Source organism: Streptomyces sp. NPDC088810 (genome assembly GCF_044750305.1).
In the GTDB taxonomy this organism is placed as follows: domain Bacteria; phylum Actinomycetota; class Actinomycetes; order Streptomycetales; family Streptomycetaceae; genus Streptomyces.
Genome location: NZ_JBIVJQ010000006.1, coordinates 100,952 through 124,201, shown reverse-complemented (window position 1 = coordinate 124,201; position 23,250 = coordinate 100,952). Strand labels below are relative to the sequence as shown.

At 74.1% G+C, this 23,250-nt stretch carries 19 protein-coding genes; 13 read left to right on the top strand and 6 right to left on the bottom strand.

The annotated features are described in order from the left end of the window. Positions 1-1,036 precede the first annotated feature (1,036 nt). Positions 1,037-3,166, top strand: a complete 2,130-nt coding sequence (locus ACIP4Y_RS20975) for a SpoIIE family protein phosphatase (protein WP_401396131.1) — start codon at positions 1,037-1,039, stop codon at positions 3,164-3,166. 106 nt (positions 3,167-3,272) lie between these two features. Here ACIP4Y_RS20975 and ACIP4Y_RS20970 read toward each other — a convergent pair whose 3' ends face one another. Beyond that, entirely contained in the window at positions 3,273-4,745 is a 1,473-nt protein-coding gene (locus ACIP4Y_RS20970; protein ID WP_401396128.1) for a S1 family peptidase, read from the bottom strand. A 215-nt stretch (positions 4,746-4,960) separates the two neighbouring features. Here ACIP4Y_RS20970 and ACIP4Y_RS20965 point away from each other — a divergent pair, with 215 nt between their 5' ends. From ACIP4Y_RS20965 to ACIP4Y_RS20945, 5 genes are all read left to right on the top strand, one after another. Continuing rightward, complete coding sequence (locus ACIP4Y_RS20965; protein ID WP_358641271.1) at positions 4,961-5,374, top strand: PaaI family thioesterase; 414 nt, start codon at positions 4,961-4,963, stop codon at positions 5,372-5,374. A 475-nt stretch (positions 5,375-5,849) separates the two neighbouring features. Further along, on the top strand, positions 5,850-6,068 hold the full coding sequence (locus ACIP4Y_RS20960; protein ID WP_358641273.1) for a type A2 lantipeptide: 219 nt from the start codon (positions 5,850-5,852) through the stop codon (positions 6,066-6,068). Between the two features lie 101 nt (positions 6,069-6,169). Beyond that, the gene (locus ACIP4Y_RS20955; protein ID WP_401395496.1) at positions 6,170-6,976 is read left to right on the top strand and encodes an HlyD family efflux transporter periplasmic adaptor subunit; all 807 of its coding nucleotides are present in this window, start codon (positions 6,170-6,172) and stop codon (positions 6,974-6,976) included. Further along, positions 6,973-9,195, top strand: coding sequence for an NHLP family bacteriocin export ABC transporter peptidase/permease/ATPase subunit (locus ACIP4Y_RS20950; RefSeq protein ID WP_401395493.1), 2,223 nt, complete (start codon positions 6,973-6,975; stop codon positions 9,193-9,195). Before ACIP4Y_RS20955 ends, ACIP4Y_RS20950 begins: the two co-directional genes overlap by 4 nt. Before the next feature lies 1 nt (position 9,196). Beyond that, positions 9,197-12,013 (top strand): NHLP bacteriocin export ABC transporter permease/ATPase subunit, encoded by a 2,817-nt coding sequence (locus ACIP4Y_RS20945; RefSeq protein WP_401395490.1) that lies wholly within the window; start codon positions 9,197-9,199, stop codon positions 12,011-12,013. On the opposite strand, the gene ACIP4Y_RS20940 is transcribed toward ACIP4Y_RS20945, so the two are convergent. Continuing rightward, positions 12,010-12,840 (bottom strand): ribonuclease BN, encoded by an 831-nt coding sequence (locus tag ACIP4Y_RS20940; RefSeq protein ID WP_401395487.1) that lies wholly within the window; start codon positions 12,838-12,840, stop codon positions 12,010-12,012. The two genes, ACIP4Y_RS20945 and ACIP4Y_RS20940, sit on opposite strands and share 4 nt — an antisense overlap. A 191-nt stretch (positions 12,841-13,031) precedes the next feature. Between ACIP4Y_RS20940 and ACIP4Y_RS20935 the strand changes: the two genes are divergently transcribed. Then, positions 13,032-14,141 (top strand): galactosyldiacylglycerol synthase, encoded by a 1,110-nt coding sequence (locus tag ACIP4Y_RS20935; RefSeq protein ID WP_401395484.1) that lies wholly within the window; start codon positions 13,032-13,034, stop codon positions 14,139-14,141. A gap of 178 nt (positions 14,142-14,319) precedes the next feature. Here ACIP4Y_RS20935 and ACIP4Y_RS20930 read toward each other — a convergent pair whose 3' ends face one another. The 3 genes from ACIP4Y_RS20930 to ACIP4Y_RS20920 are packed head-to-tail and all read right to left on the bottom strand — an operon-like array spanning position 14,320 to position 16,890. Then, entirely contained in the window at positions 14,320-15,111 is a 792-nt protein-coding gene (locus ACIP4Y_RS20930; RefSeq protein ID WP_401395481.1) for a polysaccharide deacetylase family protein, read from the bottom strand. A 7-nt stretch (positions 15,112-15,118) separates the two neighbouring features. Further along, positions 15,119-16,042: a DMT family transporter gene (locus ACIP4Y_RS20925; RefSeq protein WP_401395478.1), complete on the bottom strand. Its 924-nt coding sequence runs from the start codon at positions 16,040-16,042 to the stop codon at positions 15,119-15,121. A gap of 5 nt (positions 16,043-16,047) precedes the next feature. After that, entirely contained in the window at positions 16,048-16,890 is an 843-nt protein-coding gene (locus tag ACIP4Y_RS20920) for an SDR family NAD(P)-dependent oxidoreductase (protein ID WP_401395475.1), read from the bottom strand. A gap of 287 nt (positions 16,891-17,177) precedes the next feature. Between ACIP4Y_RS20920 and ACIP4Y_RS20915 the strand changes: the two genes are divergently transcribed. The 5 genes from ACIP4Y_RS20915 (at position 17,178) to ACIP4Y_RS20895 (ending at position 21,073) form a co-directional block, all read left to right on the top strand. Next, entirely contained in the window at positions 17,178-18,683 is a 1,506-nt protein-coding gene (locus ACIP4Y_RS20915; RefSeq protein ID WP_401395472.1) for an MFS transporter, read from the top strand. Between the two features lie 133 nt (positions 18,684-18,816). Beyond that, positions 18,817-18,993 (top strand): hypothetical protein, encoded by a 177-nt coding sequence (locus ACIP4Y_RS20910; protein ID WP_358641292.1) that lies wholly within the window; start codon positions 18,817-18,819, stop codon positions 18,991-18,993. Positions 18,994-19,125: 132 nt separating this feature from the next. Continuing rightward, positions 19,126-20,172, top strand: coding sequence for an iron-containing redox enzyme family protein (locus ACIP4Y_RS20905; protein WP_401395468.1), 1,047 nt, complete (start codon positions 19,126-19,128; stop codon positions 20,170-20,172). 33 nt (positions 20,173-20,205) lie between these two features. Then, complete coding sequence (locus tag ACIP4Y_RS20900) at positions 20,206-20,847, top strand: HemK2/MTQ2 family protein methyltransferase (protein WP_401396125.1); 642 nt, start codon at positions 20,206-20,208, stop codon at positions 20,845-20,847. Continuing rightward, positions 20,828-21,073 (top strand): CDGSH iron-sulfur domain-containing protein, encoded by a 246-nt coding sequence (locus tag ACIP4Y_RS20895; protein ID WP_401395465.1) that lies wholly within the window; start codon positions 20,828-20,830, stop codon positions 21,071-21,073. The genes ACIP4Y_RS20900 and ACIP4Y_RS20895 overlap by 20 nt, the downstream gene beginning before the upstream one ends. A gap of 208 nt (positions 21,074-21,281) precedes the next feature. Here the strand turns inward: ACIP4Y_RS20895 and ACIP4Y_RS20890 are convergent, their stop codons facing one another. After that, positions 21,282-21,716, bottom strand: coding sequence for a protease inhibitor (locus ACIP4Y_RS20890; protein WP_401395462.1), 435 nt, complete (start codon positions 21,714-21,716; stop codon positions 21,282-21,284). 355 nt (positions 21,717-22,071) lie between these two features. Here ACIP4Y_RS20890 and ACIP4Y_RS20885 point away from each other — a divergent pair, with 355 nt between their 5' ends. Then, the gene (locus ACIP4Y_RS20885) at positions 22,072-23,247 is read left to right on the top strand and encodes a lactate 2-monooxygenase (protein WP_401395459.1); all 1,176 of its coding nucleotides are present in this window, start codon (positions 22,072-22,074) and stop codon (positions 23,245-23,247) included. The last annotated feature ends 3 nt before the right edge of the window (positions 23,248-23,250 follow it).

Below are 23,250 nucleotides of genomic sequence, written 5' to 3'. Positions count from 1 at the left end.
TGCGGTGCGGGACGCGGCGGCCGCGCGGCCGGCCCCGGCCCCGCGGCGAGTCCGGTCGTGCGACACGCCAACCCGACATAACCCATCCCCTCGGCGACACCTCCCGCGCGGCGATCGCGCGGGACCCTCCCGGCTCGTGACCGGACAGCGGGGCGGGCAGCCCCGGCCGTCCGGAACGAGGTGTGAGAATACGCAGTCGCAGGGCGTGCTGCCCCACGATTGGCATGATGCGCACTCGGTCACACCTTCGTTTCGATGGAACTCGGCCACAGTCTTCACGGTGAGTCACGCGCAAGCAACCCCCTGAGATTGAACGGAGAGTACTCTGCCGGTGCTTTTGCGTCACTGTCCGGCCACTTTGCTGAGGCTCCGTGCGCACACGAGACCCCCGGCCGGTCGTCGCCCCCGCGTGTGCCCCGGCGCCTCGCCCCCAAACCGGGCAGGCGAAAAAAGACTGCCGCCAGGCCCGGCCGGATGGTGTCGTCGGCCGCTCGGCCGCCGCGGGCCGGGGCTCCGCCCGGGTGTTCGACGGGGTGGCCGGACTGCCCCTGATCTGGGGTGATGATTCGGCCGACGGACACTCCGGATGCGCCACCGGGGAACGGCGGCGACACGCCCGGCGCACCGCCCCGGTCCACCGCTGATCCGCCCCTGCCCCCGTGCGCCTGTCCGGCCGCCCGCTGCGGTGCCGGGGCCGAGAACGTCGCCCCCTGCGCATGGATTCGGCCAACCAGGCGCGGCGGGGGCGCACACGAGAAACCCCGTACACCACCCGTGCCTCTCCCCCACCCCGGCGCCATCCCGGGCGCCACCCCGGCCGACGGCCCCGGTACGACGCCGGCCGAGCCTGCTCGCGGGGCCCGCCGAGGCTGCCGGCCGCGCCGTCGGCGCCGGCGCATGGAGACGGCGCGGCGGGGTATTCGGAGCCATCCGACGTGCGCGGGCGTCTGTGGGGCCGTACCAACGCTCGCCGTGCGCGGGGCGCCGCCGCGAGGGAGTCTTGTGCCCGGGATGCGACGCGCGGCCGTACGAGGAGGTGGTCGGCGTGTCCGACGGGCCGGGGACGAGGCGGGCGCCGGCCTGGCAGCCGGTGCTGTCGCTCGCGCTGGCCTCCCTGCTGGAGGACGTGCACGCGCACTCCGGAGCGGTGTACCTGCTCAGGCCCGGCGAGCCGGTCCTGGAGATGGCGGTGATGGCGGGCATGCCCCGGGCGTTCGCGGCGCCGTGGGAGCGGGTCGGGCTGAGCGCGCCGATCCCGGTGGCGGACGCGGCGCGCGAGAGACGGCTCGTCTGGGTGAGCGGCGAGGAGGAGATGGCCCGCCGCTACCCGCGGATCTCGGTGGTGCTGCCGTACCCCTTCGCGCTGGCCGCGGCGCCCGTGGCGACGGAGCACGCGGTGTACGGCGCGTTGTTCGTGACCTGGCCGGGCGCGCACCCTCCGGAGCTGTCGGGCTGGGAGCGCGAACACCTGACGGCGGCCTGCGAACGGCTGGCGCTGCGGCTGGAGCGGGCCGCGCAGGAGGACCAGCCGGTTGGCCACGAGCCGGACGTGCTCGCCGCGCCGGTGTCGGGCGTGGCGGGCACCCTTGGCTCGGTCGAGGCGGCGCGGATGGTGTCCCGGCTGCCGTACGGGCTGATGTCGCTGGACCTGCACGGCCGGATCGGTTTCGCCAACACGGCCGCCGCCGAGCTGCTCGGCAGGCCGGCCGGGGAGCTGCTGGGCACGCTGCCCTGGGTGTCGGTGCCCTGGCTGAACGACCCGATGTACGAGGACCGTTACCGGGCGGCGCTGCTCAGCCAGCAGGTGACGTCCTTCGTGGCGCTGCGCCCGCCCGGCGAATGGCTGTCGTTCCGCATGTACCCGAGCACGACCGGGCTGAGCGTGCGCATCAACCGGGCCCGGGCGGTGGCGGAGATGGCGCGCGGCACTGCGCAGGCGGGTCCGGGGCCGTCCCGGCTGGTGACCATCTCCCAGGTGCTGAGCCTGGCGGGCGCGCTGACCGAGGCGGTCGGGGTGCAGGACGTGGTGCAGCTGGTGTGGGACGAGGTGGCCCCGGCCGTCGGCAGCCAGGCGCTGGTGCTGCTGCGGGCGCAGGGCGGGCGGCTGCACGTGCTGGGGCACCGCGGCTACCCGTCCGCGCGCGTCGTGGAGCGGTTCGACGGGCTGCCGCTGTCCGAACGGACCCCGGGCACGCACGCCCTGAACAGCGGGGTACCCGCGTTCTTCGACTCCCGGGAGCAGCTGGAGCGGCTGTATCCGGACCGGCAGGAGACCTCGGACGGCTTCGCGGCCTGGGCGTACCTGCCGCTGATCGCGTCCGGGCGGCCGGTCGGCACGTGTGTGCTGGCCTACGCCCAGCCGCACTCCTTCCCTGCCGACGAGCGCGCGGTGCTCACCTCGCTCGGCGGGCTGATCGCGCAGGCCCTGGAGCGGGCCGTGCTCTACGACGCGAAACACCGCCTGGCGCACGGTCTGCAACAGGCGCTGCTGCCGCACTCGCTGGCGCCACCGCCCGGCATCGAGGCGGCGGCCCGCTATCTGCCGGCCACCCACGGCATGGAGATCGGCGGCGACTTCTACGACCTGGTGCCCACCCGTCCGCTGGCGGCGGCGGTGATCGGGGACGTCCAGGGGCACAACGTGACCGCGGCCGGCCTGATGGGGCAGATCCGTACGGGCGTGCGGGCGTACACCACGGTGGGGCAGGCGCCGCACGAGGTGATGAGCAGCACCAACCGGCTGCTGATCGATCTCGGCGCCGACCTGTTCGCGAGCTGTCTGTACCTGCGGCTGGACCCGGCGCGCGGGCGGGCCGTGATGGCCCGGGCGGGTCATCCGCCGCCGCTGCTGCGCCGGCCGGACGGGCGGGTGCGGGTGCTGGACCTGGCCGGGGGTCCGCTGCTGGGGATCGACGCCGCGGCCGTGTATCCGACGACCGAGGTGTCCCTGACCCCCGGCTCGGTGCTCCTCCTCTACACCGACGGCCTGGTGGAGTCCCCCGGTGTCGACATCGAGGACGCGCTGGTCGATCTCGGCGCGCTGCTCGCGGACGTCGGCCACCAGCCGCTGGAGCGCCTGGCGGACGAGGTGGTCCGGCACAGTGCGGCGGCGCGGGAACGGGTGGACGACGTGGCGGTGCTGTTGCTGCGGGCGTGCGGCGACTGACGCACACGGCTGTGGTCCAGCCCTCCCGCGGGAGGGCCGGACCACTCCCCGCCGGCCGGTACCGAGGGGGAGGCCGGCCGGGGAGCCTTGCGGACGCGCCGTGCCGCTAGCGCGTGCCGGTCAGGGACGACGAGCCGTCGTGCGCCGCGCCGGAGCCGGAGGCGTCGGACGGCGCGGACGGGTCGGCGCTGCCGCCGATCTGCTCACCGCCGGCCCCGGCCTGGTCACCGGCACCCGCGCCCGACTGGTCACCGGCACCCGCACCGGACTGGTCACCCGCACCCGCACCGGACTGATCGCCGGCACCGGCACCCGACTGGTCACCAGCGCCTGCCTGATCACCCGCGCCCGCACCGGACTGGTCACCGGCACCGGCACCCGACTGGTCACCGGCGCCTGCCTGGTCGCCGGCACCCGCCTGGTCACCCGCGCCCGCGCCGCCGGCGCCGAGCGTCGCGCCGGTGGCCTGGAGGGCGGTGGTGACCGGCTGGAAGAAGGTCTCGCCGCCGTTGGTGCAGTCGCCGCTGCCGCCGGAGGTCAGGCCGAGGGCGCTGCCGTCCTGGGTGAACAGCGAGCCGCCGCTGTCACCCGGCTCGGCGCAGACGTTGGTCTGGATGAGACCGGTGACGGTGTCGACGCCGTTCGGGTCGGTCTCGCTCTGGAAGTTGACGGTGGCGTCGAGGCCGGTGACCTGTCCGTCGTGCAGCCCGGTGGTGGAGCCCATCCGGAACACGGTCGCGCCCACGGTGGCGTCGGCGGCCTGGTTGATCTGCACGGTCCGGCCGTTGCCGACGTTGACCTCGCTGGGCGCCTGGGTGGCCGGGTCGTTGTACTTGACGAGGGAGAAGTCGCCCGCGCCGGGGAAGGTCGCCTGGTCGACGGTGGCGATGGGCTGCCCGGTCTGGGAGTCGGACCAGTCCTTGGCGGCGACCCCGCAGTGACCGGCCGTCAGGAAGGCGGGGCTGCCGTCGGAGGCGGTGACGTTGAAACCGAGGGAGCAGCGGACGTTGCCGCCCTGCACCTGGGAGAAGATGGCGTCGCCGCCCGAGACGAACGTCTTGAAGGTGCCGGAGGACTTCTTCAGGGTCGCCATGCCGGAGCCGAGGCTGCGCACGGTCGACTGCAGTCTGTTCCACTTGCTGCCGGTGACGGTGGCGTCGGCGGTGACCAGGACCTTGTTGGTGCGCGGGTCGACGGCCCACGAGGTGCCGGGGATGGTCGCCTTCGTCTTCAGGGTCCGTGCGGCGGCCTTGAGTTCGGCGGTGCTGTTGTCGACCTGGCGGACGACCGCGCCCGCCTTCTTGGCCTGGACGACGACGTTGTCGTCGCCGTTGACCACGTTGACGACGAGCTGCTGCCTGGCGCTGTCGTAGTACGAGCCGGCGAAGGCGTCGCCGAGGATCTTCTGCAGCTGGGCGGCGAGGCCGGAGGCGTCCGAGGCCTTCAGGGTCTTCGCGGTGCCGGTGGTACCCGACGCCTGGTCCTTGTCCTGGGACGCGTTGGCGTTGGGGAGCAGGAGGGCCGCCGCTCCGAGCGCCGCGACACCGCCCACCGCTATCGCGGCCTTGCGCTTCGGCATTCGCTTGTGACTCAAACTTCTCGACCTCCTGGGGACGGGGGGGGTCTGCCGCTCGCGGGCAGTTCGTATCGGGGGTGGGTATCGCGGCGCCTGGATGGCCGTAGGTACGCACCGGCCGCGTGGTGTGTTCAATTCCGGTTCCGAACGGCCGTACCGGCGTGGCGAATCGGCCACGCTCGGCGTGGCGCGGCGGGCGGCCGGGAACAATCCCCCATATGACGATGACCACCGCCGAAGCCGACAAGATCCTCTCCGTCAACTTCGCCCCCTGGGTGCTCGATCTCGGGCTGACCGTCGAGGCAGTGGGCGAGGACCGGGCCGTGCTGCGGCTGCCCTGGTCGGACCGGCTGGCCCGGGAGGGCGGCGGGCTCTCGGGGCAGGCGCTGATGGCGGCCGCGGACACGGCGACGGTGATCGCGGTGTCGGCCGCGCGGGGCGGGTTCGTGCCGATGACGACGGTGCAGCAGTCGACCTCGTTCCAGCGGGCGGTGACCGGTGCGGATGTCCTGATCGAAGCGGTCCTGACGAAGCTGGGCCGCCGGATGGCGTTCGCGGACGTCACGTTGAGCGATGCCGCCTCGGGTGCGCTCGCCGCCCGGGCGAGCACGGTCTACGCGATCCTCGGCTGACAGACTCGGTCGGCGACCGAGCCGACACGCTCAGCTACTTACCGGTAACGGTCAGCTTCGAAGCCGAAGCGGAATCCTCCCTTCAGGGAATCTGCACATCCCGCACTCAGGCACCTCACGGGCACCGGGGGATCTGCACAATCACGCGCCCCCTGACACGCCTTTGGCGAGGAGTGCCGGATTCGCCGTCCGGCGGACGAGCCGGCCGCCGCGACGATGCCGTGCGGCATGTGAAGGAGTCGCTGACAAGGCGTGCGCAGACCTGCACGGATGAAACCCTTCGCGTGGCAAGTGCCCAGGTGAGAGCCCTGGTTGATTGGAAGCGCGCCCCGCGTGCGTGCTTTGATCCATCGCACCGCAGGGACCGGCGGGCCCCCGGAGACGGGTGCCCGGCGCCCGCGGTCGCGGCCGTCCGTCTGTCCCCAGAGGGGGCCGCTCCCCCTTGTGAAATATCCATATGAAGGGAAGTTCCACCATGAACTCCACCCCCCAGGTTGAGACCGTCGAGATCTCGGACGCCGAGCTGGACAACGTCTCCGGCGGTCTGTCCGTGAACACGCTCAACAGCACCCTCGGCACCGTGAACGAGATCGCTCCGGGCGTCACCGGCCTGGTCAACACGGTCGTCGGCACCGTCGAGGGCGTCTCCGGCCTGAACACCGCCCCGGTCAACGGCCTGGTCGCCGGTCTCTGATCGCACTTCGGTGCCATCGCCGTCCCGGAGCCGTCCCACGGCTCCGGGGCTCAGCGATGCCCTGACACACATGCGTCTCTCCCACAGGTGAGGGAAGTCCCGTGCAGTTCCGCCAACAGGCCCTCGCCAAGCTCCAGTCACCGGAGGAGCTGGACCTTCCGGTGCGGCTTGCCCGCCCGCAGGGCTGGCTCGCGCTCGGCGTCACCGTCGTCGTCATGGCCGCCGCCTCCGTGTGGGCGGTGACCGGCTCGGTCGCCTCCACGGTGAGCGCACCCGCCATCCTCACCCACGGGCAGGGCAGTTATCTGCTGCAGAGCCCGGTGGCCGGACAGGTGACGGCCGTCCTCGCCCGGCAGGGCGAGCGGCTGCCCGCCGACGCGCCGGTACTCAAGGTCCGTACCGCCAAAGGCGACACGGTGGTCCGGACCGTCGCCGCGGGACGCGTCACCACGCTCGCGGCGACCATCGGCCAGATCATCCAGACCGGCACGAACGTCGCCGCGGTCGAGAAGGTCGCCCACGCCTCCGACCCGCTGTACGCGACCGTGTACGTGCCCGCCGAGAACGCCGCCGCCATCCCGGCGCACGCCTCCGTCGACCTGACCGTGTCCTCCGTGCCCACACAGCAGTACGGCGTGCTGCGCGGCCAGGTGAAGTCGGTGGACCGCACCGCGCAGTCCGCCCAGTCGATCTCCGCGTTCCTCGGCGACAGCCAGCTCGGCGAGCAGTTCACCCGCAAGGGCCGCCCGGTGGCCGTCCTGGTGGAACTCGACACGTCCGCGTCGACCAAGAGCGGTTACCGCTGGTCGACCGCCGGCGGGCCGCCGTTCCGGCTCGACTCCATGACCCTCGCCACCGGCTCGGTCCGGCTCGCCGACCAGCGTCCCGTCGATTGGCTGCTCCCGTGACCACCGCCCAGGAAACCCGCGGCCGCAGACGCGCGGCCCCCGCGAAGCGGCCGGTGCCCAGGTCGCGGACCGGCACGGTCCGTACCCCCACGGTGCTCCAGATGGAGGCCGTCGAGTGCGGCGCCGCCTCCCTCGCGATGGTCCTCGGCCACTACGGCCGGCACGTCCCGCTGGAGGAGCTGCGGATCGCCTGCGGTGTCTCCCGCGACGGCTCGCGCGCCTCCAACCTGCTGAAGGCGGCCCGCAGTTACGGCCTGACGGCCAAGGGCATGCAGATGGACCTGGCCGCCCTCGCCGAGGTGCGGGCACCGGCCATCCTCTTCTGGGAGTTCAACCACTACGTCGTCTACGACGGCATGGGCCGCCGCTTCGGCCGGCGCGGGGTGTACGTCAACGACCCCGCCAAGGGCCGGCGCTTCGTGCCCATGGAGGAGTTCGACGGCAGCTTCACCGGGGTCGTGCTGGTGCTGGAGCCCGGCGAGGGCTTCACCACGGGCGGCCGCCGGCCCGGTGTGCTCGGCGCGATGCCGGCCCGGCTGCGCGGCACCGCGGGCACCCTCCCGGCGGCGGTGCTGGCCAGCCTGCTGCTGGTGGCGGTCGGCGCGGCCGTACCGGCGCTCAGCCGCACCTACATCGACATGTTCCTCATCGGCGGGCAGACCTCGCTGCTGGGCGTGCTGTTCACCTCGATGGCCGCCTGTGTGCTGCTCACGCTGGTGCTGACCTGGCTCCAGCAGGCCAACCTGCTGCACGGCCGGATCATCTCCTCCACCCTCTCCAGCGCCCGCTTCCTGCGCCATCTGCTGCGGCTGCCGGTGACGTTCTTCGCCCAGCGCTCCCCCGCCGACCTGGTGCAGCGCCTGCAGTCCAACGACCAGGTCGCCGAGACCCTGGCCCGCGACCTCGCCGCGGCCGGCGTCGACGCGATCGTGGTCGTCCTGTACGCGGTCCTGCTCTACACCTACGACCCGCAGCTGACCTTCGTCGGCATCGCCGTGGCCCTGCTGAACGTGGTCGCCATGCGGCTCGTCGTACGGCTGCGCGCGACCCGGACGGCGAAGCTGCGCGCGGACACCGCGCGCCTGACCAACACCTCGTACACCGGCCTGCAGTTGATCGAGACGCTGAAGGCGACCGGCGGCGAGGACGGCTACTTCCGCAAGTGGGCCGGGCAGCACGCCACCACGCTGGAGGAGCAGCAGCGGCTCGGCGTGCCGAGCGCCTGGCTCGGCGTGGTCGCGCCGACGCTCGCCACCTTCAACAGTGCGCTCATCCTGTGGATCGGCGGGCTCCGCGCGGTCGAGGGGCACATCTCGGTCGGTCTGCTGGTCGCCTTCCAGGCCCTGGTCACCCGCTTCACCGCGCCGCTGACCCGGCTCAACGGTGTGGCGGGCCGCATCCAGGACTTCGCGGCCGACGTGGCCCGGCTGAAGGACGTGGAGAACTTCCAGGCCGACCCGCTGTACGCCCGCCCCGGCGGCGGCGAGTCCACCCGGCGGCTGCACGGGCACGTCGAGCTGGAGAACGTCACCTTCGGTTACAGCCCGCTGGACCAGCCGCTGCTGACCGGTTTCGACCTGACCGTCGGCCCCGGGCAGCAGGTGGCGCTGGTCGGCGGCTCGGGCAGCGGCAAGTCCACGGTCTCCCGGCTGATCTCGGGCCTGTACACGCCGTGGGACGGGGTGATCCGCATCGACGGCCGCCGGCTGGAGGACATCCCGCGCGGCGCGCTCGCCGCCTCGGTCTCCTTCGTCGACCAGGACGTCTTCCTCTTCGAGGGGTCCGTGCGCGACAACGTGGCCCTGTGGGACCCGTCGATCCCCGACGAGGCCGTGGTGGAAGCGCTGAAGGACGCGGCGCTGTACGACGTGGTCATGCGCCGGCCCGGCGGCATCCACAGCCGGGTCGAGCAGGACGGGCGCAACTTCTCCGGCGGGCAGCGCCAGCGCCTGGAGATCGCGCGGGCGCTGGTGCGCCGGCCGAGCATCCTGGTGCTGGACGAGGTGACCAGCGCGCTGGACGCGGAGACCGAACAGGTCGTGATGGACAACCTGCGGCGGCGCGGCTGCGCCTGCGTGGTGATCGCGCACCGGCTGAGCACGGTCCGCGACAGCGACGAGATCGTCGTCCTCCAGCACGGCACCGTCGTGGAGCGCGGGCGGCACGAGGAGCTGGTGGCGCGCGGCGGCGCGTACGCGGCGCTGGTCAGGGAGCGGTGAGATGACGTCCGTACCGGAAGGCGACCTCGTCCTCGGGGCGCTCGGCTCGCTGGGCACGCGGCTGGACTGCGCCGGCCTGGGCCGCCTGGACCTGGAGGGTCCGCAGGTGCTGTGGCTGGTCGCGGCCGGCGCGCTGGACCTGTTCGCGGTGGACGCCGCCCAGCAGGGGCACTGGCACCACCTCGGCCGGCTGGAGGCGGGCACCCTGCTGCTCGGCCCGGTCGCCGGGCCCGAGCACACCCTGGTGGCCCGCCCGGTCCGGGACTGCGTGGTGCACCGCGTCAGCCTGCGCGAGCTGTACCAGCCGGCGCAGACCCAGACCTGGTCGTACGACGAGTACGGCAACCCGCAGTACGTGCCGCCGACGTCGAGTCCGCTGGAGTACGCGCTCGCCCTCGGCGTCGGCCGCGGCCTGTCCGTCCTCTTCCAGGCACCGCTGGCCGAGGAGCGGGCCGCGGCCCCGGCCGACGACGAGGTCTTCTGGATGCAGGTGCCGCCGGGCAGCGTGCAGTACGGCTCGCTGTACGGCGCGGAGGCCGCCGCCGACCTGCTGATGGACCCCGCGCTGTGGCAGAGCCTGGTGGACCAGCAGTACCGGCTGCTGACCGCGCTGGACCGGTGGATCGAGCAGGTGGAGCGCACCCACGAGAACCGCACGGCCGAAGGGATCAAGGCCGGCGAGGCCGTGCGCGCCCAGGCCGACCGGACCCTGCTGGCCTCCATCGGCAAGCGCTCCTCGCGCCGGACCACGTCGGCCGACGCGGACGCCACCTACGCGGCCTGCAAGCTGGTCGCCGAGGCGGCCGGCATCCGGCTCGCCGAGCCGGCGCAGAGCGGCACCGAGAGCGACCGGCTGGACCCGGTGGAACGGGTCGCGCTGGCCTCCCGGGTACGCACCCGGGCCGTCCGCCTGGACGGGCGCTGGTGGCGCGAGGACGTGGGCCCGCTGGTCGGCCACCGCGCGTTGTCCGGGGCGCCGGTCGCGCTGCTGTGGCGGCGCGGCGGCTATGTGGCCGTACACCCGGGGACGGGGCGCGAGACGCCCGTCGAGAAGGCGAACGCGGAGGAGTTCGAGCCGCGCGCGGTGATGTTCTACCGGCCGCTGCCCGACAAGAGGCTCGGGCCGCTCGGGCTGCTGCGGTTCAGCCTGCGCGGCACCCGCGCCGACCTGCTGAACCTGCTCCTCGCGGGGCTGGTGACGGTGGCGATCGGCGCGCTGGTGCCGATCGCCACGGGCAAGGTGCTCGGCGAGTACGTGCCGCGGGCCCAGGAGGGCCTGATCGTCCAGGTGTGCCTGGCCGTGATGGTGAGCGGAGTGGTCGCGGCGGCGTTCACGCTGCTGGAGAACCTGTCCATCCTGCGTCTGGAGGGCCGTATCGAGGCGGCGCTCCAGCCGGCCGTCTGGGACCGGCTGCTGCGGTTGCCCACCCGCTTCTTCACCCAGCGCTCCACCGGTGAGCTGGCCAGTGCGGCCATGGGCATCAGCGCGATCCGCCGGCTGCTGGCGGGCGTCGGCCCGGTCGTCGCCCAGTCGGTGACCGTGGGCGCGATGAACCTGGCCCTGCTGTTCTGGTACAGCCCGGCGATGGCGACGGCCGCGATCGGGATGCTCGTCGTGATCGGGGCGGTGTTCACCGGGCTCGGCCTGTGGCAGGTGCGCTGGCAGCGGCGGCTGGTGACGCTCGGCAACAAGCTGAACAACCAGGCGTTCCAGACCCTGCGCGGGCTGCCCAAGCTGCGGGTGGCGGCGGCCGAGAACTACGCGTACGCGGCCTGGGCGCGGGAGTTCGCGCGCAGCCGGGAGCTCCAGCAGCGGGTCGGCCGGATCAAGAACCTCACCACGGTCCTCGGCGCGGTCTATCTGCCGGTGTGCACCCTGCTGATGTTCATGCTGCTGGCGGGCCCGGCCAAGGGGGCGATGTCGGCGGCGGACTTCCTCACCTTCAGCACGTCGGTGACCATGGTGCTGACCTCGGTCACCCAGCTGACCGGCGCGTTCGTCTCGGCGGTGGCGGCGCTGCCGCTGTTCGAGGAGATCAGGCCGGTGCTGGAGGCCACGCCCGAGGTGCGCACGGCGAGCACCCGGCCCGGCCCGCTGTCCGGCGCCGTGGAGGCCCGCCGGCTCTCCTTCCGGTACGCCGACGACGGCCCCCTGGTCCTGGACGACGTGTCCTTCGCCGCGCGTCCGGGCGAGTTCGTGGCGATCGTCGGCCCCAGCGGCTGCGGCAAGTCCACGCTGCTGCGGCTGCTCATCGGCTTCGACCGGCCGGTCTCCGGCAGCGTCCTGTACGACGGCCAGGACCTCGCGGCGCTGGACCAGTCGGCGGTGCGCCGCCAGTGCGGGGTGGTGCTCCAGCACGCGCAGCCGTTCACCGGTTCGATCATGGACGTCATCTGCGGCGCCGAGCCGTACACGCCGGAGGAGGCGATGGCGGCGGCCGAGCTGGCGGGGCTCGCGGAGGACATCAAGCGGATGCCGATGGGGCTGCACACGATCGTCGCGGGCAACGGCGCGATCTCCGGCGGTCAGCGGCAGCGCCTGATGATCGCGCAGGCCCTCATCCGGCGGCCGCGCATCCTCTTCTTCGACGAGGCGACCAGCGCCCTGGACAACGACACCCAGCGCATCGTCATCGACAGCACCCGCAAGCTGAACGCCACCCGGATCGTCATCGCCCACCGCCTGTCGACCGTGCTGGACGCCGACCGGGTGATCGTGATGGAGGACGGCAAGGTCGTCCAGCAGGGCGCCCCGGCGGAACTCCTCGCGGACACCGGCGGCCGGCTGCACGAACTGGTGCGCCGCCAGCTGGCCTAGGCGGGCTGCTCCTCGTCGGCCGGGCCGGCCGGCTCGTCCTGGTGGTGGGACGGCATCCAGTGGTGCTCGGTGAACCAGCGGCCGAAGATGGCGCCGCCGTAGATGACGAACCCCACGCCGATGAGCCAGGACTCGACGACGAGTACGGTGCCGACGGGGCCGTAGCTCAGGGCGTTGGTGACGATGAGCGGGGTGAACACCAGGTAGGAGAAGGCGCGCAGGCCGGCCAGGCCGATGACGGTGGCCAGCGCGCCGGGCAGCAGCGAGCGCCAGTGCACCTGCCCGCCGAGCAGGAAGCGCTGCCCCCACCAGAAGAACAGGACCCCGCTCACCGTGGACAGCACGATCCGCTGCGTCCCGTACAGCGTCGACTTGGTCGCCACCTCCTGGTACAGGTACGCCGTCAGCACGATCAGCCAGGTCGCCTGCCGCCACACCCGGTGCCAGGGGCCCGCGGCCAGGCCCCAGATCCGCTCGTAGGCGTTCTGCACGCTGCCGCCGAACGACACGCCGAACACGGCGAGCAGGATGCCGCTCCAGACACTGGTGGTGCCGATGACCTTGCGCGGGGGGCTGATGACGTCCGTGATCACGTGGGCGGACCGGCCGGACAGCCCCATGCCGTCGGTGAGCCAGGAGGCGAAGCCCCCGCTCACCAGGGGGTCGGCCGCTGCGACCACGATGAGCAGCGGCGCCAGCGTCACCAGGGCCAGGGTGGCGAACCCCATGGCCCGGTGCATCAGCTCCAGCTCACTGCCGTGCTCGAACAGGGCCCGCAGGCGCAGCCACTCCCACGCGCCGTGCAGGCCGCGCCGCAACCGCCTCACGGCTCCTCCCGTACTCGCCACCCACACCCTCTCCCGTGCCGATTCATCCAGCGTGGCACGCACCGGGCAACTCGCAGCCGGAGGGCGGGCGGCGGCGCGGGGCGCTGGTGCGCACGAGTGACCGCCCGGTCCGGCGACACGGCCCGCCGGGTCCGCCGTTCGAGCCCCTCACCGGCGGAGAATCGGACTCCGTGCCCACCACAGACCACTCGGCGCCGGACGGCCGGCGGCGCCTGCTGATCCTGAGCGCGAGCATGGGAGCCGGCCACGACACCGTGGCCGCCGAACTCGCCCGCCGGGCCACGGCCCGGGGCCACGAGGCCCATGTGGCCGACGTGCTGCGGCTGCTGCCGAACGGCCTGGGCACCGGGCTCCGCCGCGGCTACCAGGCGTCCGTACGGCACCTGCCCTGGCTGTACGCCGGCGTCTACGGCGCGTTCCTGCGCGGCGGGCCCGGGCGGCGGCCCAGCGGGGTCCCGCTCGCCCGGCTCGCCGGGGACCGGCTGACGCAACTGGTGGACCGGCTGGACGCCGACGTGGTGGTGTCCGTGTTCCATCTCGCCGCCCAGCTGACCGGGCATCTGCGGGCCCGGGGCGGGCTGCGGGTGCCGAGCGCCGTCTTCCTGCTCGACTTCGCCGTGCACCGGCAGTGGCTGCATCCGGGCAACGACCGGTACCTGTGCCTCACCGACGCCGCGGCGGAGGAGGTGCGCCGCCACCTCGCCGTGCCCGTGGTCACGACCGGCCCGGTGGTCGCGCCCCCCTTCCGGGCGTCGGCCCCCGGAGCGGCCCGGTGGCGGGAGCGGTTCGCCCGGCGGGCGCCCGGCCGGCCCCCGGTCCTGCTGTCCGCAGGTGCCTGGGGCGCGGCCTCCCGCCCGGCCGCCACCGCCCGGCTGCTGGCGGCGGGCGGGTACCTGCCGGTGGTGCTGTGCGGCCGGGACGAGCGGCTCCTCGCCCGCCTCTCCCGGGAACCGGCGGTGCTCGCCCTGGGCTGGGTCGACGACATGCCCGGCCTGCTGGCCGCCTGCCACGCCCTGGTGGACAACGCCGCCGGCCAGACCGCCGTCCAGGCCCTCGCCGCGGGCCTGCCCGTCATCGGCCACCGCCCGCTGCCCGGCCACGGTGCGGAGGGCGTACGCCGCATGGCCGACCTGGGCCTGTCCGAACCGGCCCCCGACGGCCCCGCGCTGCTGACGGCCCTGACCCGCCTCCGCGAAGACTCCCCCACCCGCACGACCCGGGTGACCCGCGGCCACGCACTGTTCCGGGGGGACGCCCTGGACAGCGTGACGGACCTGTGAACGACCCGGGGCCGTGCCGCGGCCCCTGCTGGCGGAGGCGGGCCGGTCGGGGCGGGTGGGCCAACCGCGAGCCGGGGCACCGCGCCACGCCCGCCCCGAACAGCAGCCACCAACCCGCGAACCCACCTGGACGCCTCCGCGACCGCAGGCCAGGGCACCACACCGCGCCCGGCAGCCGTCACCCACCGACTCGCCCGGACCGGCCGCCCTGCACGGCAGGCACCCGGTCCCGGGAGCCGTCCGGTACGTGGTCGTGGAGGGGGCCGACCGTGAGGCCTGCCTCCCGGCAGTCCTGGACGATGGCCGGGAGGGCGGCCAGGGTGGCCTGCCAGCAGCCGGGGGCCGAGTGGTGGTCGGAGTCGTGGAGCAGGACGGTGCCGCCGCCGCGCAGGTCCGCGGCGATCCGGGCCCGTACGGACGCCGGCGTGGCGTCGGCCGTCCAGTCCCTGCCCCACGCCGACCACAGCACCGTGCGCAGCCCGGCCCGCCGGGCGGCCCGCCAGCGGCTCGTGGTGAGGACGCCGTACGGCGGGCGGTACCACCGCGGCCGCCGGCCGGAGAGGTCGTGCACCGCGCGGACGGTCCGGGCGACCTCCGCGGCGTCGCGGGCGAAGGCGGGCCGCCAGGGCCGGTCGTGGGTCCAGCCGTGCACGCCCAGCTCGTGTCCGCGCCGTACCGTCTCCCGGAGCAGCTCGGGATGGCGGACCGCGTGCTCGCCGACCACGAAGAAGGTGGCCCGCACCCCCAGCCCGTCCAGGGTGTCGAGGAAGCGCGGGGTGGACACCGGGTCCGGTCCGTCGTCGAAGGTGAGCGCGATGTGCCGGCGGTGGCCGGTGCCGGCGAGCCCGGGGAAGAGCAGCAGCCGTACGCCCGGCAGCCAGGTGGCCGCCGGGCCGACGTGGGCCGCGGCGGCACCGGCCGGCAGCAGGACGGCGGCCGTCCGCCAGGCGCGGCCGGACACGGGCGACATCGGTGACCTACCTCCTCGGGGTGCGCGGCAGAGCGGCGGTGGATCCGGGGGACGCCTCGGGGTCCGTGGCGTCCCACTCCCCGCCGACGGACGCGGCGTGGGCCAGGCCGATGCTGCCGGCGCCGATCAGCGCGACACCGATGGCCTCCGGCAGCAGGCTCAGGCCCAGGTGGATCGACTCGGCGAACAGCACCCAGCCGAGCACGACGCTGGTCAGCGCGTCGCCGAGGGTGAGGGCCGGCTGGGAGGCGGTCAGCGAACCGGCGCCGAGCGCGCCCTGCAGCAGCAGGAAGGCGACGAGCCCGGCGACCCCCGTGGCGTACAGCGACCAGTGCCCGAACATCGCCGCGGGCCCCTGTTCGAGGCGCCCCACGGCCTCCTTGAGCAGCGCCGCGGTGGCGGCGAAGGTCACGGCGGAGGCGAGCCCGAGCAGTGCGGCCCGGGAGGCACCCCGCACCGGGCGCGCGGCCGCAACGAGCAGCACGACCACGCCGAGCACCCCGCCGCCGCCCAGCAGCCAGTCCGCCGGCCGCGCGGTGGACCGGCCGGCGGAGGGCGCGGCCGCGAGGAGGAACAGGGCCAGCCCGCCGGCGAGGGCGACGAACGCCAGCCAGGTCCGGCCGTCCGGGCGGCGCCGGAAGACGACGCTGCCCACGGCGAGGGTGAACAGCAGCTCGGCGGCGAGCAGCGGCTGGACCAGCGACAGGCTGCCCACGGCCAGCGCCCCGGCCTGCAGCAGGCTGGACAGCGCCAGCAGCCCCGCGCCCGCCAGCCAGTAGGGGCGCCGCAGCAGGTGGGTGAACCGGCGCACGACGGACCCGGCCCCGTCCCCGTGGTCCGGCTCCTGCACGGCGGCGCGGCGCTGGAGCACCGAGGCGGACGCGTTGGACAGGGCCGCGAGGAGGGCGAGCAGCACCGTGACGGCGGTCATGGCGGTCACCCGAAGCGGGCGGCGAGCCGTCGGTAGAGTCCGGGCGCGGCACCGCGCACCCGGGCGGGCAGGCGCAGCCACCCGGGCACGTACACCTCGTCCCGGCCGTGCAGCACGGCGGCGCAGACCGCGTCCGCCACGCGCTCGACGGGGACCGGCCGCGGCCAGGAGCGTGCGTACGGGGTGCCCCGCCGGTCGAAGAAGGGGGTGTCGACCACGCCGGGGATGACATGGCTGACGCCCACTCCGGTGCCGCGCAGCTCGTAGCGCAGGCAGTCGGCGAACGTGGCCAGGGCTGCCTTCGCCGCGGAGTAGACGGCCTCGCCGCGCACGCCGACGCTGCCGGCGAGGGACCCGATGAGCACGATCCGTCCGGATCCGGCCGCCATCATGTGCGGCAGCACGCTCCGTACCAGGTGCACGGTGGCCAGCAGGTCGAGCCCGACGATCTCGTCGATGCGTGCGGCGGGCATGCCGGTGAACTCCCCGGCCCAGCCGACGCCGGCGCCCGCCACCAGCAGGTCCAACCTGCCACCGAGGTGGTCCAGGGCGAGGCCGGTGAGCCGGCGTTCGGCGCCGGGCCGGGTCAGGTCCGCGGGCAGCGCGAGCGCTCCGGACTGCGCGGCCACCTGCTCCAGTCGGGTGACGTCGCGTCCGTTCAGCACCAGCCGCCAGCCGCCCTCGGCGGCCAGCCGGCGGGCCACGGCGGCACCGATGCCCGAGGAGGCACCCGTCACCAGGGCGGTACCGCCCCGGGCGGGATCCGGGGCGGTGGCCGCCTGCCCGGCCGGGGCCGGGACCGGCCGGGTGTCGTTCGACGGTCCTGCGGGGGACGGGGCGTGGGACATGGTGACGACCTCACTGCGACGGCGTGCACGAGTTCGCGAGCTCCGGGGCCGAACCTTCGCGGTGTATCCAGGGCGCCACACCCTGAAACACCCCGCACGGCGAAGCGCCGGCCGGGCTCCCGCCCGTCCCAAAAGAAACGTTGCCGTTTCGCTCGAAGTGACATAAGGTCTAAGCGTACGAAACAGTTTCGTTTACGAGCTGTTCGCCTCGCGGTACCTGCCGTGCCTTCCGGTACCCGCCGTGCCGTCCGACCCGTACCCGAACGACTTCCCTGGAGTGGTTCCGCATGCCCGAGAAGACCCTGGCCGACAGCTCCCGCGCGGGAGCGGCGGCCACAGAGCACGCCGAGGCCTCGCCCAAGCGGTGGTGGATCCTCGCGGTCGTCGCCATAGCCCAGCTGATGGTGGTCCTCGACGCCACGATCGTGAACATCGCCCTGCCGTCCGCCCAGACCGACCTGGGCTTCTCCGACGGCAACCGGCAGTGGATCGTCACCGCCTACGCACTGGCCTTCGCCTCCCTGCTGCTGCTCGGCGGCCGGATCGCCGACCTGTTCGGCCGCAAGCCCGCCTTCCTCGTCGGCGTCGTCGGCTTCGCCGCGGCCTCGGCGCTCGGCGGCGCCGCGAACGGCTTCACCATGCTGGTCGTCGCCCGCGCCCTGCAGGGCGCCTTCGGCGCGCTCCTCGCGCCCGCCGCGCTGTCGCTGCTGAACACCACGTTCACCGACGCCCGGGAGCGGGCGCGCGCGTTCAGCGTGTACGGCGCGATCGCCGGCGCCGGTGGCGCGGTCGGCCTCCTGCTCGGCGGTGTGCTGACCGACGCCCTGGACTGGCGCTGGACGCTGTACGTGAACGTGGCCATCGCGGTCGTCGCCTTCGCGGGCGGCTGGCTGCTGCTGGGCAACCACCGGGACGCGGCGAACGCCAGGCTCGACGTGCCGGGCACGATCCTGGTCGCCGCCGGTCTGTTCGGCCTGGTCTACGGCTTCTCCAACGCCGAGACGCACGACTGGGACTCGCCGCTGACCTGGGGCTTCCTGACCGCGGGCGGCCTGCTGCTGGCAGCCTTCGCCTGGTGGCAGACCAAGGCCGCGCACCCGCTGCTGCCGCTGCGGATCCTGCTCGACCGGGACCGCGCGGCCTCCTTCCTCGCGGTGCTGATCACCGGCGCGGGCATGTTCGGCGTGTTCCTCTTCCTGACCTATTACCTCCAGCTGAACCTCGGCTTCAGCCCCACGAAGACCGGTGTGGCGTTCCTGCCGATGGTCGGCGCGCTGATGGTGACCGCACAGGCCGGCACCACGATGCTGCTCCCGCGGCTCGGCCCGAAGGCCGTCATCCCGCTGGGCTTCGCCATCGCCACGGCCGGCATGGCCTGGCTGACCGGCATCGGCCTCGGCTCCCACTACCTCGGCGCGGTGCTGCCGCAGCTGATCGTGATCGGTGTCGGCCTCGGCCTGGTCATGCCGCCGGCCATGCAGCTGGCCACCGGCGGGGTCGCGGCCGAGGACGCGGGCGTGGCCTCCGCGACCGTCAACGCCATGCAGCAGGTGGGCGGCTCGATCGGCACGGCCCTGCTGAACACCCTCGCGGCCGGCGCCGCGACCGACTACCTGTCCGGCCGGGACGCCACCAGCAAGCTGGTGCGGGCGCAGGCCACGATCGAGAGCTACACCACCGCCTTCGGGTGGTCGGCGGTCCTCTTCGGCGCGGGCGCGGTGATCGCGTTCCTCCTTTACCGGCGCGGGGTGCCGCAGCAGGACGCGGGCGCCGCACCCGTCGTCCACATGTGACAGCCGCCCGTCCGGGCCCGGGGGGCCGCCGTCCGCAGGGAGACGGCGGCCCCCGTCCTGTCCGGGGGACGCTTGGGAAGGCCCCGTCGGGTAACTCGCAGGGGAGATCACCTCGCCGACGGAAGGAGACGTCATGCCTGGCGGCAACGACCGTAACGACCACGAGGACCGGCCGGAGACGGCCCTGGAGGAGGTGCTCCGGGAGGTCGAGGAGGCCGAGAAGCGCGACGAGGACCAGGCCGCCTCGGGCGAGGCCGGGGACGCCATCACCCCGAACACCGGGGCGCAGCAGCAGGCGAACGGCGACTGAGCCGGGCGGCGCGCGCCCATCGGGGCGGGCCGGGTGCCGGAGGGCGCCATGGAGCCCGCTGGTGGGCGCCGCCCTCGTCGCCGGCGCCCCGGTCGCACCCGTGCTTCCCTCGGAGCCGGGTACCCGAGCCGCATGAACGACCATCTGCGAGACCCCCTGCTGCCCCCGTCCCGCGGCCCGCTCTCCGCCGCGGTCACGGCCTACCTGCGCGGCACGGGCCCGCTCCCCCGCCCCGGGGACGCCGCGGCCGCCGACCCGTACGGCGACGACCTCCAGCTCGCCCTCTACCTGTGCTACGAGCTGCACTACCGCGGCTTCGCCGGGGTCCCGCCCCAGGCCGAGTGGGACCCGGAGCTGCTGCGCGTGCGGGCCGCGCTGGAGGAGCGCTTCCGGTCCGCGCTGCGCGCCGACACCCCGGTCCACGACAGCCTGGACGAGGCGCTCGCCGCCCTCCTGGTGGAGCCGGCCGAGGGCACGGGCGTCTCCCACTTCCTGTCCGCCGAGGGCGAGCTGTGGCAGCTGCGGGAGTACGCCGCGGTGCGCTCGCTGTACCACCTGAAGGAGGCCGACCCGCACGCCTGGGTGCTGCCGCGGCTGTGGGGCCGGGCCAAGGCGGCGATGGCCGCGGTGGAGTACGACGAGTTCGGCGGCGGCCGGGCCGAACGGGTGCACGCACGCCTGTTCGCCGACCTGATGCGGGACCTGGACCTGGACACGGCGTACGGCCGGTACCTGGACGCGGCCCCGGCCGAGATGCTCGCCGTGGTGAACCTGATGTCCCTGTTCGGCCTGCACCGCCAGCTGCGCGGCGCGCTGGTGGGCCACTTCGCGGAGGTGGAGATCACCTCCTCGCCCGGTTCCCGCCGGCTGGCCGAGGCGATGCGCCGCACCGGCGCGGGCCCGGCGGCGGAGTTCTTCTACGACGAGCACGTGACGGCGGACGCGGTGCACGAGCAGGTCGTCCGGCACGACGTGATCGGCGGACTGCTCGACGAGGAGCCGGAGCTGGCGCCGGACATCGCCTTCGGCATCGACGCGACCGAGTACCTGGAGGACCGGCTGGGCCGGCGGCTGCTCGCCTGCTGGCGCGCGGGACGGACCTGCCTGCGGACACCCCTGGCGCCCCGGGCATCATCCCCGCAGACACCCCTGGAACAGCAGATGTCCCATACATCCTGAGTCCCCGGGTATTCGGACGGTGTGATCGCTGTGATGCTTCCGGGCGTGTACGCCCCGCAGGACGACACCGAGCTGCTGGCCGAGGCCCTCGACGAGGTGGCCCCGCCGCCCGGCACCCGGGTGCTGGACGTGGGCACCGGAAGCGGTGCGCTGGCCCTGGCGGCGGCCCGGCGGGGCGCCGAGGTGACCGCGGTGGACGTGTCCCGCCGGGCGGTGTGGACGGCCCGGCTGAACGCGTGGCTGTCCCGGCTGCCGGTGCGCATCCGGCGCGGCAACCTGTTCGCGCCGGTGCGCGGCCGCACGTACGACCTCATCCTGGCGAACCCGCCCTACGTGCCGGCGCCCGACACCGGGCGCGGACCGCGCGGCCGGGCCGTCGCCTGGGACGCGGGGCGCGACGGGCGGCTGCTGCTGGACCGGATCTGCCGGGACGCGCCGGCGCTGCTGAGCCCCGGGGGCATGCTGCTCATCGTGCAGTCGGCGCTGAGCGGTCCGGACCGCACCCTGGAGCTGCTGCGGGATGCCGGCCTGAAGGCCGCGGTGGTGCGGCGCCGCTGGGTGGCCTTCGGGCCGGTGCTGCGCTCCCGGGAGGACTGGCTGCGCCGGCGCGGGCTGCTCGCACCGGCCGACGACAGGGAGGAACTGGTGGTCATCCGTGCCGAACGACCCCTCTGACAGCGCGGCGCACGACTCCGCCGGCCCGGCGCCCGACGCCGCCGCCGGCCGGGCCCGCCGGATCACCGTGCAACGGCGCGGGCCCCTCCTGGTGGAAGGGCCCGTGGAGATCGAACTCGAGGATGGGAGCACGGTCTTCTCGGACCGGTTCCGTGTCGCTCTGTGTACCTGCCGGCGCAGTCGCCGCTACCCCTGGTGCGACACGAGTCACCGGCGCAAGGCCTGAGCACTCCGTTGAAACAGTTTGTTTTTCGCCGCTCCCCGGACGGTCCCCCACGGACTGCCCGGGGAGCGGCTGTGTGCCCGGGCCCGGCGGGCGGCCCCACTCCGCCCGCCGGCCCCGGTGCGAGATCGCAGGTTCCCCGCTCCAGGGGCCGCACTCCCCAGTTGCGAGCCTGATCCGGTGTCCACGGGGCACCCCTGCGATCCCGGTCCTAGAACGCGAAGAGGCTGCCGCCGACGGCATCCCTCATGCACGCGTTGCCGAAGGTGCGCTCGTAGGCGACGCGCTTGCCCTGCCAGACGCCCTGGACGGTGACGACGACGGGGTCGTACACCTTGGTGCACATCACGCCGTCGGCCGGCTTCAGGGCGTCGAGGTCGCCGCCGACTCCGCGCAGTTCGGCGCAGGCCTGGGCGGCGGCCGGGTGGGTGCCCGAGGCCGCGGGCGCGCAGTTCAGGGTGACGGCGCGCTCAGGTGTGGCCGTGGCCGCGTCGTTGCCGTGGCCGGTGGTGAGCACCAGCGCCGAGGGCGCGTAGAGCGACGACGGGGCGGCGCCCGGTGCAGCGACGGCGGCCCCGATCAGGGGTCCGCAAACGGCGGCGGCCGTGAGGCCGAGGGCCGCTGCCCAGCGCGCGGTGTTCCGCATTGTGTGCATCCTTCCGCTCGAACAGACGAGATGCCGGCTCCGGTCCGGTCGGGTGCCGGAGCGGCGAGCGCCACTCTGCCGACTCCACCGGCGAAACTCACATCGAACCCATTGGTTTCAGTAACCTTTCGTGTTGAATCAGTGGCGTGAAGTCACGGAATTCGAACGCCGTGACCCCGGAACAGAGCCGTTCCCCCGTCGCCGAAGCGGCCAGATGGCCGAAAATCAGCTGTTCGTTAATCGTCCTGAAACATTCCGGCTGCGCCCGCCACAAGTCCCTTCATGACTCCTTGTGTTCATGAAGTGATCACGTATCGTCGGGTGCGCGCGGCCGACGACGGGCGGGAGTTGACGGATGGCACGGCACTGGGCGGACTTCCAGTACGAGATCTATCTGAACGGGATGACCGGGGCGGTGCCCCGGCTCCCCACCGACCTGACCCGGCTGGAGGAGCTGGCCGAGCACCGGCTCGGCCCGGGCCCGGTGGGCTATGTGGCCGGCAGCGCGGGCGACGGCGGCACGGCCCGCGCCAACCGGGAGGCCCTCGACCGGCGCCGCATCGTGCCGCGCATGCTGCGGGACGTGCACGAGCGGGACCTCACGACCGAGGTGCTGGGGCGGAGGCTGCCGGCGCCGCTCGCGCTGGCGCCCGTCGGCGTGCTGTCCATCATGCATCCGGACGCCGAGACCGCCGCCGCCCGGGCCGCCGCCGCACAGGGCGTGCCGTTCGTCCTGTCGTCGGCGTCGAGCACCCCGCTGGAGCAGGTGGCGGAGGCGATGGGGGACGCCGAGCGGTGGTTCCAGCTGTACTGGGGCAAGGACCGGGAGGTGACCCGCAGTTTCCTCGCCCGGGCCCGGGCGGCCGGCTTCTCGGTGCTGCTCGTCACGCTGGACACCCCGCTGCTGGCCTGGCGGCCCCGCGATCTGGACCAGGCGTACCTGCCGTTCCTGCACGGCGTGGGGACCGCCAACTACTTCACCGACCCCGCGTTCCAGGCCGGCCTCGCCAAGCCGGTGCACGAGGACCCGAACGCGGCGGTGCTGCACTTCCTCGGCCTGTTCGGGGACGCCGGTCACACCTGGCCCGACCTGGCCTTCCTGCGCGCGCACTGGGACGGGCCGATCGTCCTCAAGGGCGTGCTGCACCCGGACGACGCCCGGCTGGCCGCGGACGCCGGCATGGACGGCGTGGTGGTCTCCAACCACGGCGGCCGCCAGGTGGCCGGATCGGTCGCGGCGGCCGACGCGCTGCCCCGCGTCGCGGACGCGGTCGGCGACCGGCTGACGGTCCTGTTCGACAGCGGCGTGCGCTCCGGCGCCGACGTCTTCAAGGCCCTCGCCCTGGGCGCCCGGGCGGTCCTGCTGGGCCGCCCGTACGTCTACGGCCTCGGCCTGGACGGCCGGGCCGGCGTCGAGCACGTCATCCGCTGCCTGCTGGCGGAGTTCGACCTCACGCTGGCCCTGTCGGGCCATGCCCGGCCGGGCACGGTGACGCGGTCGGACGTGGAGGCCGGCGGCGCAACTCCCTGAAGG

Excerpts from the sequence above, each read along its gene's own strand:
- ACIP4Y_RS20930 (WP_401395481.1), bottom strand. The coding sequence starts at position 15,111 with ATGTCGCCCGTGTCCGGCCGCGCCTGGCGGACGGCCGCCGTCCTGCTG.
- ACIP4Y_RS20915 (WP_401395472.1), top strand. The coding sequence starts at position 17,178 with ATGCCCGAGAAGACCCTGGCCGACAGCTCCCGCGCGGGAGCGGCGGCC.
- ACIP4Y_RS20905 (WP_401395468.1), top strand. The coding sequence starts at position 19,126 with ATGAACGACCATCTGCGAGACCCCCTGCTGCCCCCGTCCCGCGGCCCG.
- ACIP4Y_RS20945 (WP_401395490.1), top strand. The coding sequence starts at position 9,197 with ATGACGTCCGTACCGGAAGGCGACCTCGTCCTCGGGGCGCTCGGCTCG.
- ACIP4Y_RS20925 (WP_401395478.1), bottom strand. The coding sequence starts at position 16,042 with ATGACCGCCGTCACGGTGCTGCTCGCCCTCCTCGCGGCCCTGTCCAAC.
- ACIP4Y_RS20890 (WP_401395462.1), bottom strand. The coding sequence starts at position 21,716 with ATGCGGAACACCGCGCGCTGGGCAGCGGCCCTCGGCCTCACGGCCGCC.
- ACIP4Y_RS20960 (WP_358641273.1), top strand. The coding sequence starts at position 5,850 with ATGAACTCCACCCCCCAGGTTGAGACCGTCGAGATCTCGGACGCCGAG.
- ACIP4Y_RS20920 (WP_401395475.1), bottom strand. The coding sequence starts at position 16,890 with ATGTCCCACGCCCCGTCCCCCGCAGGACCGTCGAACGACACCCGGCCG.
- ACIP4Y_RS20900 (WP_401396125.1), top strand. The coding sequence starts at position 20,206 with ATGCTTCCGGGCGTGTACGCCCCGCAGGACGACACCGAGCTGCTGGCC.
- ACIP4Y_RS20970 (WP_401396128.1), bottom strand. The coding sequence starts at position 4,745 with ATGCCGAAGCGCAAGGCCGCGATAGCGGTGGGCGGTGTCGCGGCGCTC.
- ACIP4Y_RS20965 (WP_358641271.1), top strand. The coding sequence starts at position 4,961 with ATGACGATGACCACCGCCGAAGCCGACAAGATCCTCTCCGTCAACTTC.
- ACIP4Y_RS20885 (WP_401395459.1), top strand. The coding sequence starts at position 22,072 with ATGGCACGGCACTGGGCGGACTTCCAGTACGAGATCTATCTGAACGGG.
- ACIP4Y_RS20910 (WP_358641292.1), top strand. The coding sequence starts at position 18,817 with ATGCCTGGCGGCAACGACCGTAACGACCACGAGGACCGGCCGGAGACG.